We start from the raw sequence: 13,629 nt of genomic DNA, 5'->3' as shown, positions 1-13,629 counted from the left end.
GCGAAGATGCCGACTGGCTCGCCGATATCGCTACCGATCTGGAGCCCGAAGACGGACTGATCTGGGTCTACGATCCGCAGCACCCGGACGGAACCATGGCCTTCTCAGCCTTCGGATTCGAGAGCCTCTGTAACCTCATCGAAGTCCACCGCAGCACGCCGAAATAGGGCCGCCGCGGTCCACGCCGGATGAGTACCTCCATCGTAGTGTTGAAGACCAAGCGCATGGTGGACGTCAGCCTCGCGCTGTTTGCCCGCTTCGCCGGGAACAGCAGGATTGGCGACCTCCTATCTATGCTGGCCTAAACCCCTACGGGCACCGACCTCATTGCCCGGCATGATGCGGCCGCCGGGCGCGAGGCCGCCACCACCGTCCGAGCCGGCATCGCCGCACAGATCCTGCCGGCCCTTGAGGCGGCATCGCCCGCGGCGGTCAAGGCCGTGGAGGAACGCGTTCCGTCCGTCGCCCGCTACGCCATCGGGATGGTCTCCCCCAAAGTCCGGACGGCGCTGAGATCCGGCGACATCGCGCGGTGGGATCTGGACCGTCTCTGCGCCGTCTCCGCGAGCGTCGGCCATCGCGTCGAGGCGATCCTCGTCCCCCAAGGAATGCGGCCGGTCGTGACCTTCGAGCCGGCCTGAACGCTCGTTCGCCGGTGGGTTAGTGTGGCGTTAGAGAGCGTTCCCGAAAAGGCGCTTCCGCAAATCGTCGGGCAGCTGCCGCCGGTGCGGATGGACGATCGACCAGGCGTGCGCGGCCTGGAGAACCGTGAGGGATTCTAGGCCGGCGAGGCGATGGCCGGCGGCGCTGGTCACCGCGCCCCATCCCTGCCCGTTGGCCTCCTGGCACCTGTCCTCGTCGAGATCGGATAGATGCCTGCAGGCCGCATGCAACGCCTCCCTGACGTCCACATCATACGCACGCTCCATGGCGTCGGCGCCGGCCTCCGTCGCTAGACGGGCGTCGACCGCGGCGACGGCCGACCGTGCGCCCGAGAGGATGTCGCGCGCCCAATCGTACTGCCGACGCGTCATCGTCCGGGCGTAGGCGAACTCGCGGGCGATATCCACGCGCTTGTTGAACGCCCATTCTACCTCGTCGAGCAGGGCGCACAGGCCTTCCTGGACCTCGGCGATCACCTCGTCGCCGAGAGGCCTCCTTGCGGCGGCGCGCTCCTCCTCCGTGACAAGCTCCGCCCGGGCGACGCGCGTCCAGATCTCGAACTGCTTCTCAAGCTTCGCGATGTCCCGGCATCGCGAGAGGTCGAGCGTCACGCGATCGGCCCGCAGGTCGAACCCGGTTCGCTCCATTCCGCCCATCGCGCGGGTGACTGCCGCTTCATAGAGCGGCGTCGGATCGGCGGTGAAGATCGCACCGCCGGCACTGTGCCAAGCGAGATCGCAGAACGGCGGCGGCTCGATGGGCCGCGTCAGGATCGCGGTGTCGGTCTCGAAATGCAGGGTCATCGAGGGCCTCCGGGTTGCCGATCAGCGGTTCGGCGTCGGCACATGGTCTCACAATTCCACCAGCATACAAGGGCCGCTCCCAAACAAACGCCCCCAACAAAAATGACGGCATTCACAACAGTTTCCCCAACAGCTTGTTGGGAATGCCGTTGGGGAAATAATAAATCTCGCGAGGGGGTTGCGCGGACTTCCATGGGACTCACATCCGCTGGTACGCTGACTGACAGCGACGATTCGAACGCGGGGGATACCATGAGCGAGCCCAGGGTTACTTCAGAAGGAGAGGCGATCGACCGCCTCCGGGAGGCCGTCGAAGCCGAGGGAACGACGAAGGCATGGGCGGACGCGACCGGGTTGTCGGCGCAGTACGTCGGCGACGTCCTCCACCGCCGGCGCCCCCCCGGGGCCGCGCCTGCTCTCCGCTCTGGGCCTCGTCCGCGAGACGCGGATCGTGGAGGCACGGTCGTGAGCGCCGGCGTCCGCAGGCCGCTCACGTCCAGCCGCGTAGACCTCGCCGACATCGCGCGGCGGATCTACGTGGCGCCGGATCCCGTCCTCGTCGCCAAGGTTTTCGCGGAGTGCGGCGTCGAGGCGGCACGGACGCGCTGGCACTGGCTGGAGCCGCGGACGCTCGCCGCCATTGCGCGGACCGGGCGCGGCATCCTCGGTGGCGACGTCGCGAACGGCGGCGGCCGTCGTCGATCGTCGTCCGCGGAGCAGGAGGCCGCCGCCGTCGAGGCGGCCTTCGTCTTCGGCTCTCTCTCTGCAAGCGAGCGGGCTGCAGGACTGACCGCCAACTCGCTCAGGGCCATTTTCCAGGAGAGAGGCCTGGACTGGCCGCGTTGCTCGGCCGCGGCGAGGGCCATGGCGACGGCTGACGGCCACGCCGCTGCCCGTGGCGACGAGGCGGCCGTGGCCCGCATCGAGGCCCGGTACGATCGCGAACGCAACGTCTACGAAGTGCTAAAGGCGGCTCTAGCCCTCGTCCCGGCGCAGCCGACGACGGGCCGGTACAGGCTACCCAGGCCGTCGCGCGAGCTCGCGGAGGCCCTCGGCTCCTGCGATCGGGAGGCAGTCGAAATCGTCTTCCCGTCGATGGCGGAGCGCGAGCGGTTCGTAGCCCCCGACACGGTCGTGCCCCCTGGCGAGCCGGCCCCGCGTAAGCCGCACGAAATCTCGAAGCGGCGTCGCCGCAAGATCCCGGACGACGCTGAGATCAGGGCCGCATACGCCCGGACGCCCCGCGTCGCGACGCTGGCGGCACGCTGGGGGGTCACGGACGCGGCCGTGTATCCGTACCTTAGAAATCTCGGCCTGATCGGGCCGCGGGGCGCCAACGGCCTGAGGCCTCCAGCTGCCCAGGCCGCGGTCGATCCGGTCGAGAACGTCGTCGCGTCCCCCATGGGCGACGAGGCGACGATCGGGGCGGTCGTCGCTCCGGTGCCGGCGCCGAGCCGTGCGCTCACCGTCGTTGTGCAGGCGCCGGTCCAGTCCCGCCTCACCGTGGCCGACCTGGCGTTGGCCGTGGAGCTCTCCCGGACCATGGCGCTCACGCCCGATGACGCGATCGCCTGGGTCCGAGCCGACGTCGACGCCTCGATCGCCTGAACCCGTTTCGGAGGCGGCATCCGTCGCCTCCCTATTCCGCCAGCAGGAGCAGCCGTGTCCAAGTCCAACGATTCCTTCGACCCCCGGCACATCGTCGAGAGCCATGCCGCAGCCGTGGCGGCAGGCCTCGTCGACCCAGCGGACCGTGCCATCCGCCTCGCCGCTTACGTCGGCCAGAAGCTGCGCGAGAACATCGCCCGCTGCGACCGGGACCTGAGCCGCACCCATGAGGGCATGTGGCCGCAGATCCGAGAGGAGCAGGAGGCCGCCAGGGCGGACCTGCAGATCCTCGAAGTGGTCCCGGCCCTGAAGGCCTCGATCATGGAACTCGGCGAGGTAGAGGTCGCCGATATCTGGATGGCCTACGGGAACGAGGATGCCGAGCACGGCGACGACTGAACAGCCCGCGGCGGCGGCGGTCGTCCGCCTGTCCCGTCAACTAGTCCTGAAAGAGAGCTCATGTCCGATCCGTCCCACACCGCCATGAAGGCGGCCTTCGACGCTGAGGTGTCCCAAGCCGCCAAGGAGGCCGCCTTCACGGCGGCCCTCGTCGCCCCGACGCCCTGGTCCGAGCGAGACTGGTTGGGAGACGTCCGGTGGCCGCTCTTCGTCGACACCGACATCCAGGCGATCTTCGGCAACGACGAAGCGCTCGGTGCGCATGAGCTCGCCCCCCGCTGGGCCGAGCTCATGAGATGCAAGTGGCTGGCCCACAGCTGGAACATGATCCCCAAGGGCACCGTGATCCTAGGCCATTGGGTGGGCGCGGCGAGCTTGATGCACTGGGGCGCGCGGTTCGAGCTCGTCGCGCAGGTCGACGGTCCGGACGGGCAGCCCCGGTGGCGTCGCGTCAGGACGGAGCCCTCGTTCGTCGTCGATCCCACGTGTCGCTGGAGGATCGTCCGGGTCCGCGGTCTCGAACCCGAGGCGCAGGCGGCCCAATACGCCCGGGAGCGGAAGCGGGCCAAGTCGATCGCGACGTGGGACAGGAAGGCGCGGGACAAGGCCGACACCGAGATCGCGGACATCGTGGCCGCGATGGTGAAGGTCAACCCGAACTTCGTCGCCGGCGACGACCACAGCATCCGGAAGCGCCTCCCCGAGATCTGCCACACGCGGACGATCGCCCAGGTCGCGCCCATGATCGCCGACGCCCACCAGCGCCTCATGATGAACCGGGACGATCTTGCGACGTGGAAGCGGCATCTCGCGGACACCGAGAGCATCATCCGCGCGCGGCTGACGCGCATCGAGCGAGGTACCGGCCCGGGCGTCCTCCGGTCCCTTGAGGACCTGATGGGCCCGGCGCCCCGGGTTCACCCCGCCGTGCTGCCCGCCGACGCCTCTGTGACGCCCGCCGAAAAGCCCCCAGACATCCCGGACGAGGACGCGGCCGCCCTCCAAGCGCTGGCGATCTAGGCCACAAAGGGCCTTGACTCCCGCAGAAACTGTCCCATAGTAGGGGACAGAAGCAGGCACGGGCCGCTGGCTTACTAGGAAAGACCTAAACGATGGCGACGACGCGGATCGAGTGCGCGACCGAAGGTTGCGGGGGATGCATGGAGGTCGACGGCCGGAACCGGCGCGACGCCGATTACCGGGCCAAGAAACTTGTCGAGCGCGGCTGGACGTGCCGCGCCTGTGACAACCGGGCCGCCGTCGAGCGCGCCGTGGTCGCCGGGCTCCCGGCGCTGGAGGGATCCGAGAAGCAGGTCACCTGGGCCGCGACCCTGCGGGAGCGTATCCTGGCGATCCTCGACGTCGCCGTCCCCGAGGCGGTGACGTATGCAAACGGCCGCTCGGCCTACCCGGACGGCGGCGCGTGCGGCTTCAGGAGCAGCGTCCTGGAACTCGCCCTCGTCGTCCGCGAGATCGGCGAGCCGGCAGTCCGCGATGCCCTGGAGGCCATCCGCGCCGAGACCGACGCACGCTTCTGGATCGACGGTCGCCTGGAGGAGCCGAACGAGATGATCTCGGCGGTGGCCAAGCGGCGGGCTGTCGAGGAACGTGCGCTCTCCCCCGAGGGCAAGGCCGAGGCCGCGGCCGCGCAGGATGCAATGGCCGAGGCGACCCTGCGTTCGGCGGAGCCCGTCTCGGAGACGATCGCCGAGCTCGCCTTCCGGGAAGGACGCCTCACCGCGCGCTACGACGAGCGGTCCGAGGCGTTCAACGCCACCGTGAAGGCCCTTGGCTACCTGTGGGATCCCGCGGCCTCGGCGTGGGTGCGCAGGCACAACTCGCTTATGATGGGCACGGCCGTGGACCGTCTCGCGGAGACCGCGCACGAGCTTATCGCCGCAGGGATCGTCGTGGCCCTCCACGACCCCGAGGCCCGCGCCAAGGCCATCGACCGGTCCTACGAGCCCGAGCACCGTCGCTGGGTCAGCATCGTCCCGAACGGCACGTACGAGGGCAAGCTCCGGCTCACGTGGGGCCGCGACGAGGACTTCTATTCGGCGTTCCGCAGCCTGCCCGGGGCCACGTACAGGGACAAGCTCTGCCTCCTCCCCGCGACCGCGCGCGACGAGGTCCTCGACTTCGCCGAGGCGCACGGCTTCCGCATCACCCCCGGGGCCAAGGGACGGATGGACGATGTCATGGCGCAGCGCGAGAAGGGCGTCATCGTCGATGCCAAGCCGCGCCCGAAGGCCGAGCCCGTCAAGGCCGGGGCGCGCCGGTCCAGACCCACTTCCCTGAGCGTGCCCGCTAGCGTGGAGGTGGACGGTGACCTGGTCGACCACGACTAACCTCATGCCGCACCAAGCGGACGCCGTCGCGAAGCTGCTGCCCTCCCGCGTGGGGGGGCTGTTCGCCGAGATGGGGACCGGCAAGTCGCGCATCCTCATCGAGCTCGCCGAACGCCGGCGGGCCAAGATCGACCGGGTCGTCTGGTTCTGCCCGGTCTCGATCAAGGACACCGTGCGGCGCGAGATCCTCAAGCACACGTCCTGCGAGGCCGAGGACATCTTCGTGTTCGACGACCGCACCGACGTACGGACGCTGCCGCTCGACCGCCCCTGGTACGTCGTCGGGATCGAGAGCCTGTCGTCCAGCGTACGGGTCATCGCGGCGTTCAACGCCCTCGTCGACGAGCGGACCTTCGTCGCCGTCGACGAGAGCACGTACATCAAGGGGCCGCACGCCTCCCGGACCCGCCGCGTCACCGACATGTCGAGGCGGGCGCGCTACCGGGCCGCGTTGACGGGGACACCGTTCACTCAGGGCGTCGTGGATCTCTACGGGCAGATGACTTTCCTCAGCCCAAAGATCCTCGGCTACAATTCGTTCTGGAGCTTCGCCAACAGTCACTTGGAATACGATACGGATCGCCGGACCGGCAAGCCGACGGGGCGCATCGTGCGCTCGCACAACACCGGCTACCTCGCCGCCAAGATCGCGCCGTACGTCTACCAGATCCGGAAGTCCGAGTGCCTGACGCTCCCGGAGAAGCTCTACGAAGATCACTGGGTCCCGGCCTCGGCCGAGCAGCGGGACGCAGCCGATGAGGCCAAGATGGACGTCCTCGAAGGCGAGGCGACCTACGACAGCCCGCACATCGCGATCTTCCGGCTGTTCAGCAGGCTCCAGGCCATCGCGTGCGGCTTCCATAAGGGCGCACCGATTCGTCACAACCGCATCGCCGGGCTTCTCCATGTCCTTGAGCGGATCCCCGAGGGCGAGAAGGTCATCGTCTGGACGAAATACCGGCAGGGCCTCGACCACGTTTCGGACGCGCTTAGGGCGGCCTACGGCACCGATTCGTGCCGGGAGTTCCATGGCGGCCTCGACGAGCGCACCCGCGGCCGCGAGGTCGATGCCTGGCGCAGGGAGGCCCGGTTCCTCGTCGCCACGCAGCAGTCCGGCGGCCACGGCCTGACGCTGACAGAGGCGAGCTTCGCCGCGTTCTACTCGACGGGCTTCAAGTACAGCGAGCGCGCCCAGGCCGAGGATCGCATCCACCGAATCGGGCAGGAGCGGCCGTGCACGTACATCGATGTCGCCGTGGACTGCGGCATCGACCGCCGCATCATCGCTGCCGTTCAATCGAAGGGCGCCACCCTCGCAAGCTTTCGACAGGAGCTCGACGCATGCCGGAAGAAGGGCATGCGGGAAAAGCTTCGCGCGCTCATCCAGACATTGTGAAAGGCACCTCATGCCCGCGCTTCGCCCGTTCACGCATTTGACATGGATCACCGGTCACAGCGTGGTCCAGGACCCCGGCAGGTATCTCGAACCGGCGAGGATGCCGATGCAGGAGCATCTCGCCTCGCTGCTCGCCCACGGTCGAGCCGAAGTTCCGAACTTTCCGGGAAGCCATGTCCGCCTGCGATCCGTCGGCAAGGGCTTTCTCGCCTCGGTGCACACCAGTGACGCCAACCGCGACATCAAGGTGGTGACCTTCGGCTACGCGCCAGACGACATCTGCGCCGGCGCGATATGGCGCGAGGTCAGCCAGGGACCGACGATTTGGCCCAAGCCTAAGCGTCCCTCCGTGCCCTGGTGCACCGTGGAACTGCAGATGTCGGACCCCATCGCATCGATGGAGACCGCGGCTTGGGTCGGCGATTACCAGCGTTGCCTCGTATTTGCGTGGCAGGACCGCTCAAACGCACATTAAAGCTTGACGTTAACCATTTCGTGTCCCATAGTTAGGGACGTCGCGGGGGCTGGCATGGGCCGCCCGGCACGGAGGCGAAAATGGCAATCAAAATCTTCATGGACGTGGTCACTCCTAGTGCGCGCGGCCGGGATTTCTATGCGGAGATCGGTCCGTTCTTCATGGACGGTGCCGTCCGGCGCGAGCTCCCCTACCTGAAGGACCTTCCGACCAAGACCTGGATCCTGGCCAAGGACATCGACGGTCGTGTCCTCGGGTTCGCCGGCATCGTCCCGCACGCCAACGGCGTGTCCGAGCTCTGCTCCCTGTACGTCGTCCCCAAGTACCGCTGCGCAGGCATCGCCGAGGCTCTCGTCGAGAAGCGCCTCGCGATGGTCGAGGGCGCCCGGGTCATTCGCGCGGTCTGCGCCCCGACGTCGGCCAGCCTCTACGTCGACAAGGGCATGAAGCAGGTCGCCAAGCGCGGCTCCTACGTCGTCCTGGAGCGCAAGGCCGAGAAGGCGACCGCCTGATGATCGCCGCCCACCTGTCCCCCGACGCCGGATCCCGGCGCCGGGCCGTCGAGGGATTCCTCGCGGCCTCCGGCGCCCGCCAGGCGATCTACGTCTGCCCCGAGGCGTCCGCCTGGCGGGCCGAGGACCTGCGCGACCGCGCGTTGGTCGTGCCGTTCGAGCGCATGGACGACCGCGACACCTGGCTGACGCTCAACGCCATGGTCGGCCCCGGGACGGCGCTGCTGATGGAGTGCGTGTCCCGCTACCCCAAGATTACTTCGACCAAGTTCGTCAACCTGCAGCGCCTGTCCAAGCAGGTCGGCCACCGCATGACCGCCGACATCGTGCCGTTCACGCTCGGGATCGAGTACGTCTACACGCCCTACAGCTACCTCGACCGCGCCATCCTCGGGTTCGCGCACTGGTACGCCTTCCGCGAGGGCAACCTGGAGGAGGGGCTGGACGGCGACCCGGTGTCGTCCCACGACCCCGCCGCCATCGCCCGCAAGCTGGCGACGGTCACGACCTGCGACGGCGCGACGATCCTACGGGATCGGTCCGTTCTCGCGGTCAAATCCGACGACGGCGAGCAGGTCGGATACGCGGCCAAGAAGGCGGCGCTGTTCGCCGAGCACACGAACCCGCTGAAGATCGTCACCCGCCTCGCCGACCATGCCCATGCCTTCCGGTCCCGGACGGCCGCCATCGTCGCCCACGTCCGGGGCCTGCCCGGGCGTTCCCTGGTCCTGACGAACCTCGGGTCCTATGCGGACCGCCTCGGCAAGGCCCTGGCGAAGGCGGGGGCGGCCGCCGTGGCGACGTCCTTCGCCCTGGCGGTGGAGCGCCGCGACCTCGGGGAGTTCGATCACGTCGTCTATGCCGAGGCGCCGATCGTGAAAAGCTACCTCGCCCTCGATGTCGAGGCGGGCATGCGCAGGGACAGCACCGCCACCCTCGTCCGGGGCGACACCCGCGTAGACGCCTTACTCCACGACCGCTGGGGCCGCGAGACCGGCGCCATAGACGCCGTCACCACCGCACTGCTGGAGGCCCGCCATGGCGCGTAAGCTGTACGTCAACAAGACCGTCGACGTGGCCCTCGCCGAGCGCATGGCCTGGATCTTCGACACCTACGGCAAGGTCGTCGTCTCGGTCTCCGGGGGCAAGGACAGCACCGTCCTGCTCGACGCCGCCCGCAAGGAGGCCCTGCGCCGGGGCACGACCGTGTTCGCGTTCTTCCTCGACCAGGAGGCCGAGTACGGGGCAACCGTCGAGCACGTTCGCCACCTCATGGCGCTCCCGGGCGTCATGCCCGTCTGGATGCAGGTCCCCCTGCGGATGACGAACGCGACGTCCTACGAGGAGGCCTGGCTTCACGCGTGGGAGCCGGGCGCGGAGTGGATGCGGCCCAAGGAGGCCCACTCGATCCACGACCTGCCGGGCGCGCCCGACCGGTTCCACGCGTTCTTCGAGTGGTGGGAGGCCCGCTTCGACGCCGACACCGCCTTCCTCGTCGGCCTGCGCGCCGAGGAGGCCCTCAACCGCTACCGGGCGGTCACCAAGAACCCGGCCGTGCCCGGCATCAACTGGTCGTCCAGGACCAAGGGGCCGGCGGTCAAGCTCTACCCGCTCTACGATTTCACCTTCGAGGACATCTGGACCTACCTCGGGAAGAACGGCGTCCCCTACAACCGGGCCTACGACTGGATGTGGGCCAAGGGCCACTGGATCCAGGAGCTCCGGGTCTCGAACCTCATCCACGAGCAGGCCTTCCACAGCCTCTCTACCCTGCAGGAGTTCGAGCACGACACGTTCGAGGCCCTGCAGCGCCGCCTCAAGGGCGTGCATGCGGCGGCGCTCTACGCCGGCGAGCAGTCCGTCTACCAGACCCTCAAGAGGCCCAAGGCCTACCCGACGTGGACGGCCTACCGGGACTTCCTCCTGCAGACCCTGCCGATCGACGTCGGGAAATTCCGCACCCGATTCGCCCGGCAGCCCGAGGCGGAGAACGTGGCCCGCTCGCAGTGCCGGGCGCTCCTGCTGAACGACCACGAGGGCAATTTGCCCATCGACACCACGGTCAAGGACCCGCGCGCCTCACTCGCCAAGTGGATGGAGATCCTATGATGAACCGCATCGAAGCCCTCGCCGCCGCCCTCGCCGTCGAGATCGAGGCTCTGCCCCTCGCCGAGAAGGTCGAGGCCCTCAACGCGGCCCGGCGCGCCCTCCACGCGGTGTCCCCGTTCCGGTCCGAGCCGGTGGACCTGGTGACGTGGGTGCCGAACGACACCGTCGTGGCCAACGAGTACAATTCGAACAAGGTCGCCTCGCCCGAGATGGCGCTGCTGCACCGCTCGATCAAAGAGGACGGCTACACCCAGCCCATCGTGACGTTCCCCGCCGGCGACACCAGCATCGTCGTCGACGGCTTCCACCGGCACCGGGTCGGCAAGGAGAAGGCCGACGTCCGCGAGCGGGTCCACGGGTACCTGCCGGTCGTAGGGATCGACAAGCCCATCGCCGAGCGCATGGCCTCGACGATCCGTCACAACCGCGCCCGCGGCAAGCACCAGGTGGACCTCATGAGCGAGATGGTCGTGAAGCTCGTCAACCTTGGCCAGTCGGACCAGGCCATCGCCCGTCAACTCGGCCTCTCGGCCGACGAGCTCATCCGGCTCAAGGCGCAGACCGGCCTCGCCGCCCTGTTCGCGAACCAGCCCTTCAGCCGGTCGTGGGTTGCCATCGACGGCGAGGCCGCCCCGGCCGACGACACCATCGAGATGGACGCCTGAGATGGAGGTCAGGATCATGCACAGGGATCACCCGCAGTTCCCGGACGGCGACCGCGACTGGAAAGCCCTCGGGCTCGTGCCGATCGGCATCGTGCGCGACGGCGAGGACGACTGGCAGGCGCTGGCCATCGACGGCAAGCGTCGGCTGTTCTCGCTCGGCGCCGAAGCCGACGAGGCCGTCCTGCTCGACCGCGAAGCGCTTGGGCCACTCGTCTACGAATCCCTCGACGAGACCTGCCACTCCCTATGGGGGCACAGCTGGAACTCGTCCATCGGCGAGATCTTCCGGCTCAACCGCCGAACGACGCAGCGCGACCGGGTAGCTAGCTACCTGCTGCCCCCACGCGTCCTGCAGATCATCGCCTACGTGGCGAGCGCCGACGACCGCGAGGAGCTCGCGGGCATGCTCCTTAGCATCGCCCGGTACGCGGCTCGGTTCCCGAACGAAAAGCTCGTTCACCGCTACGTGGCCAACGCTCTCGAAATCTTCTTCGGGGACTTCGACGAACACATGGGCATCGAGGCAAGTCAGAAGGGGGAGCCAACGTCATAAGCCCACACCGATCCATCGAGGCCCCGGCATCCCCGGGGCCTTCGTTGTTTGAGGACGAGCCCTGCGCACTCGGACTCCGCGACGGCCGGACGCGAACGCGTTATCCGTCGACCTGCGGCGCTATTGGAACCGGCCACGGAATGCGTCAGCGTCTCCCGATGAGCGCGAAGCCGACCTACGAAATCCTGCTGTCCACCGACGTCGCCCGCCAGGCGAGCGACGGCCGGATGTCGCTCGCCGAGATCGCCGGCGACGACGAGCCGATGGGGCTCGAAACCGCCGCGTGGGCGCCGGAGCTCCGGTCGGGGCTGATGGGATTCCCGACGTTTTCGGTGGACGATCTCCGGGGCGCGATCCGCCGGGGCGAGCTCGGCCACCACCGGCGCGGCCGGTGCATCGAGGTGACGCGCCGCCAGCTGCGCGAATGGAGAGAGCGATGCCACAGCCCCGCAAGCCCCGAGCGGCCAAGCCCAAGTCCCTCGGCAAGCAAGGCCGCGGTCTCCCCTACCTCTGGTGGCGCCCAGGCCGCGTCGACACCGACGGCATCGAGCGAGGCGGCGTCTGGTGGATCGTCCACAAGGGCAAGCAGGTTCGAAGCACTGGCTGCGGTGCGGGCAAGGACGAGGAACGCGGCGCGCTCCAGGCCCTGACCGACTACACCGCCGGGCTGGCCGTCATCGCCCCGGACGAGACCGCCGGCGCCCGAAAGAATCGGCCGGCCAGCGAGGTCCTGGTGGCCGAGGTCCTCGACCGGTATCGCGACGCCAAGAAGGGGCGCATCGATCCCGCGACCGGCGAGGTGAAGGGCGGCGTCGCCAGGCATCACGAGCTCGCGCAGCGGATCTCCACGCTTCTGGACTGGTGGGGGACCCGCACCCTCGACGAGGTCGATAGCGCCACCTGCGCCGCGTACGTCACCTCGCGCGTCGGAACGCCGTGGAAGGCGCATGCCCGGGCCGGGCTCGGCCGGGACGGCGAGCCACGCGTGGGCGACGGCAAGCCGCTGCGCCGTGGCCACAGCAAGCCGGCGAAGGCCCGGGTCGTCTCCGAGGGCGGGGCCCGGCGCGAGCTTGAGGACCTGCGCGCCGCCATCAACGACGCGATCGACGACGGTCTGACGCGCGACGCCGTTAGGGTCACCCTGCCGGCCAAGGGCGAGGAACGGGACCGCTGGCTCCTCCCGACCGAGGCCGCCCGGATCCTGCTCGGCGCCTGGCGCAAGCGGGAGGTGCAAACCGTGCACGCCGGCCCCCGCAAGGGCGAGCGCGTCGTCGGCCGCCGCGTCGGCAAGCATCTGGCCCGATTCGTCATCGTGGGCCTGCGCACCGGAACGCGCTCCGGCCCCATCTGCAACGCGTCATTCGAGAAGGTCCCCGGCAAGCCCTGGATGGAGCTCAAGACCGAGAAGTCCATCGAGGAACGGGTCGAGCGGGTCGTGGTCGACGGTGTCGAGTACGAGCGCCGGATAGAGGTCCCGGTCGTGAAGCGGGTGGCAATATTCCACCGCAAGGCACTCGGTACCAAGGAGAAGGAGAACAAGAAGGCCCCGACGGTCCGGATGCCGGACAGCCTCGTCGCCCACCTCTGGCGCTGGCGCCACGTCCTCGGCCAGACGTACGTCGTCGAGTGGAACGGCAAGCCGGTGGGATCGACGAAGCGATCCTTCGCGAACCTGTGCCACGACCTCGGCTTCGGCGATGACGTCGTCCGGCACTCGCTCCGGCACACGGCCGTGACGTGGGGCATGCAGGCCGGCGTCGATATCTGGGAACTCGCCGGCTACGTCGGCATGACCGTCGAGATGATCGAGCGCCGGTACGGACACCATTCCGCGGCGCATATGGAGGGCGCGCGGGCGGCCCTTGGCGGGCGGGGTCGGAAGCGGGCTGCGTAAGGGTTTCGCGGTTAAGCGGTTGCGCGCATCTGCACCAACCTGTGGCCGAACCTGTGGCCGAACCTGTGGCCGGGCAGATGCTCTCTGAGCCGGGAAGACCGTTTCCCCTAGGGAAATTTGGTCGGAGTGGCAGGATTTGAACCTGCGACCCCCACGTCCCGAACGTGGTGCGCTACCAGACTGCGCTACACTCCGACGTGCCGG

The 13,629-nt window shown here is 68.6% G+C and carries 14 protein-coding genes and 1 tRNA gene; 13 read left to right on the top strand and 2 right to left on the bottom strand.

The window, feature by feature from the left end:
• Window positions 1-440 precede the first annotated feature (440 nt).
• Window positions 441-641 carry a hypothetical protein gene (locus G3T14_RS15420; protein ID WP_163643426.1) on the top strand — a complete coding sequence of 67 codons (201 nt, stop codon included), beginning with the start codon at window positions 441-443 and terminating at the stop codon, window positions 639-641.
• A 30-nt stretch (window positions 642-671) separates the two neighbouring features.
• Here G3T14_RS15420 and G3T14_RS15415 read toward each other — a convergent pair whose 3' ends face one another.
• On the bottom strand, window positions 672-1,466 hold the full coding sequence (locus G3T14_RS15415) for a hypothetical protein (RefSeq protein WP_163643425.1): 795 nt from the start codon (window positions 1,464-1,466) through the stop codon (window positions 672-674).
• Window positions 1,467-1,931: 465 nt separating this feature from the next.
• Here G3T14_RS15415 and G3T14_RS15410 point away from each other — a divergent pair, with 465 nt between their 5' ends.
• The 12 genes from G3T14_RS15410 (at window position 1,932) to G3T14_RS15355 (ending at window position 13,425) form a co-directional block, all read left to right on the top strand.
• The gene (locus G3T14_RS15410; protein ID WP_163643424.1) at window positions 1,932-3,074 is read left to right on the top strand and encodes a hypothetical protein; all 1,143 of its coding nucleotides are present in this window, start codon (window positions 1,932-1,934) and stop codon (window positions 3,072-3,074) included.
• Window positions 3,075-3,128: 54 nt separating this feature from the next.
• Entirely contained in the window at window positions 3,129-3,473 is a 345-nt protein-coding gene (locus G3T14_RS15405; protein ID WP_163643423.1) for a hypothetical protein, read from the top strand.
• Window positions 3,474-3,533: 60 nt separating this feature from the next.
• Window positions 3,534-4,493: a hypothetical protein gene (locus G3T14_RS15400; RefSeq protein ID WP_163643422.1), complete on the top strand. Its 960-nt coding sequence runs from the start codon at window positions 3,534-3,536 to the stop codon at window positions 4,491-4,493.
• Window positions 4,494-4,585: 92 nt separating this feature from the next.
• A complete protein-coding gene (locus tag G3T14_RS15395; protein ID WP_204262882.1) occupies window positions 4,586-5,821 on the top strand; it encodes a hypothetical protein in 1,236 nt (411 codons plus the stop codon).
• 4 nt (window positions 5,822-5,825) lie between these two features.
• Window positions 5,826-7,217, top strand: coding sequence for a DEAD/DEAH box helicase (locus G3T14_RS15390; RefSeq protein ID WP_204262881.1), 1,392 nt, complete (start codon window positions 5,826-5,828; stop codon window positions 7,215-7,217).
• A gap of 10 nt (window positions 7,218-7,227) precedes the next feature.
• Entirely contained in the window at window positions 7,228-7,692 is a 465-nt protein-coding gene (locus tag G3T14_RS15385; protein ID WP_163643420.1) for a hypothetical protein, read from the top strand.
• Between the two features lie 80 nt (window positions 7,693-7,772).
• Complete coding sequence (locus tag G3T14_RS15380; RefSeq protein ID WP_163643419.1) at window positions 7,773-8,204, top strand: GNAT family N-acetyltransferase; 432 nt, start codon at window positions 7,773-7,775, stop codon at window positions 8,202-8,204.
• On the top strand, window positions 8,204-9,253 hold the full coding sequence (locus tag G3T14_RS15375) for a hypothetical protein (protein WP_163643418.1): 1,050 nt from the start codon (window positions 8,204-8,206) through the stop codon (window positions 9,251-9,253). The genes G3T14_RS15380 and G3T14_RS15375 overlap by 1 nt, the downstream gene beginning before the upstream one ends.
• The gene (locus G3T14_RS15370; RefSeq protein WP_163643417.1) at window positions 9,243-10,313 is read left to right on the top strand and encodes a phosphoadenosine phosphosulfate reductase family protein; all 1,071 of its coding nucleotides are present in this window, start codon (window positions 9,243-9,245) and stop codon (window positions 10,311-10,313) included. Before G3T14_RS15375 ends, G3T14_RS15370 begins: the two co-directional genes overlap by 11 nt.
• Entirely contained in the window at window positions 10,310-10,978 is a 669-nt protein-coding gene (locus G3T14_RS15365) for a ParB/RepB/Spo0J family partition protein (protein WP_246733364.1), read from the top strand. Before G3T14_RS15370 ends, G3T14_RS15365 begins: the two co-directional genes overlap by 4 nt.
• A 16-nt stretch (window positions 10,979-10,994) precedes the next feature.
• Complete coding sequence (locus tag G3T14_RS15360; RefSeq protein ID WP_163643416.1) at window positions 10,995-11,531, top strand: hypothetical protein; 537 nt, start codon at window positions 10,995-10,997, stop codon at window positions 11,529-11,531.
• 436 nt (window positions 11,532-11,967) lie between these two features.
• On the top strand, window positions 11,968-13,425 hold the full coding sequence (locus G3T14_RS15355; protein ID WP_163643415.1) for a hypothetical protein: 1,458 nt from the start codon (window positions 11,968-11,970) through the stop codon (window positions 13,423-13,425).
• 118 nt (window positions 13,426-13,543) lie between these two features.
• Here the strand turns inward: G3T14_RS15355 and G3T14_RS15350 are convergent.
• Window positions 13,544-13,620, bottom strand: a tRNA-Pro gene (locus G3T14_RS15350).
• Window positions 13,621-13,629 lie beyond the last annotated feature (9 nt).

The sequence above is a fragment of the Methylobacterium sp. BTF04 genome (assembly GCF_010692745.1).
Lineage (GTDB): Bacteria > Pseudomonadota > Alphaproteobacteria > Rhizobiales > Beijerinckiaceae > Methylobacterium.
The sequence above is the reverse complement of the archived record's forward strand: the minus strand, read 5'-3'. Positions and strand labels throughout refer to the sequence as shown.

Coding starts and splice junctions, on each gene's coding strand:
- G3T14_RS15395 (WP_204262882.1), top strand. CDS start 4,586: ATGGCGACGACGCGGATCGAGTGCGCGACCGAAGGTTGCGGGGGATGC.
- G3T14_RS15415 (WP_163643425.1), bottom strand. CDS start 1,466: ATGACCCTGCATTTCGAGACCGACACCGCGATCCTGACGCGGCCCATC.
- G3T14_RS15370 (WP_163643417.1), top strand. CDS start 9,243: ATGGCGCGTAAGCTGTACGTCAACAAGACCGTCGACGTGGCCCTCGCC.
- G3T14_RS15360 (WP_163643416.1), top strand. CDS start 10,995: ATGCACAGGGATCACCCGCAGTTCCCGGACGGCGACCGCGACTGGAAA.
- G3T14_RS15380 (WP_163643419.1), top strand. CDS start 7,773: ATGGCAATCAAAATCTTCATGGACGTGGTCACTCCTAGTGCGCGCGGC.
- G3T14_RS15385 (WP_163643420.1), top strand. CDS start 7,228: ATGCCCGCGCTTCGCCCGTTCACGCATTTGACATGGATCACCGGTCAC.
- G3T14_RS15390 (WP_204262881.1), top strand. CDS start 5,826: ATGCCGCACCAAGCGGACGCCGTCGCGAAGCTGCTGCCCTCCCGCGTG.
- G3T14_RS15375 (WP_163643418.1), top strand. CDS start 8,204: ATGATCGCCGCCCACCTGTCCCCCGACGCCGGATCCCGGCGCCGGGCC.
- G3T14_RS15365 (WP_246733364.1), top strand. CDS start 10,310: ATGATGAACCGCATCGAAGCCCTCGCCGCCGCCCTCGCCGTCGAGATC.
- G3T14_RS15400 (WP_163643422.1), top strand. CDS start 3,534: ATGTCCGATCCGTCCCACACCGCCATGAAGGCGGCCTTCGACGCTGAG.
- G3T14_RS15355 (WP_163643415.1), top strand. CDS start 11,968: ATGCCACAGCCCCGCAAGCCCCGAGCGGCCAAGCCCAAGTCCCTCGGC.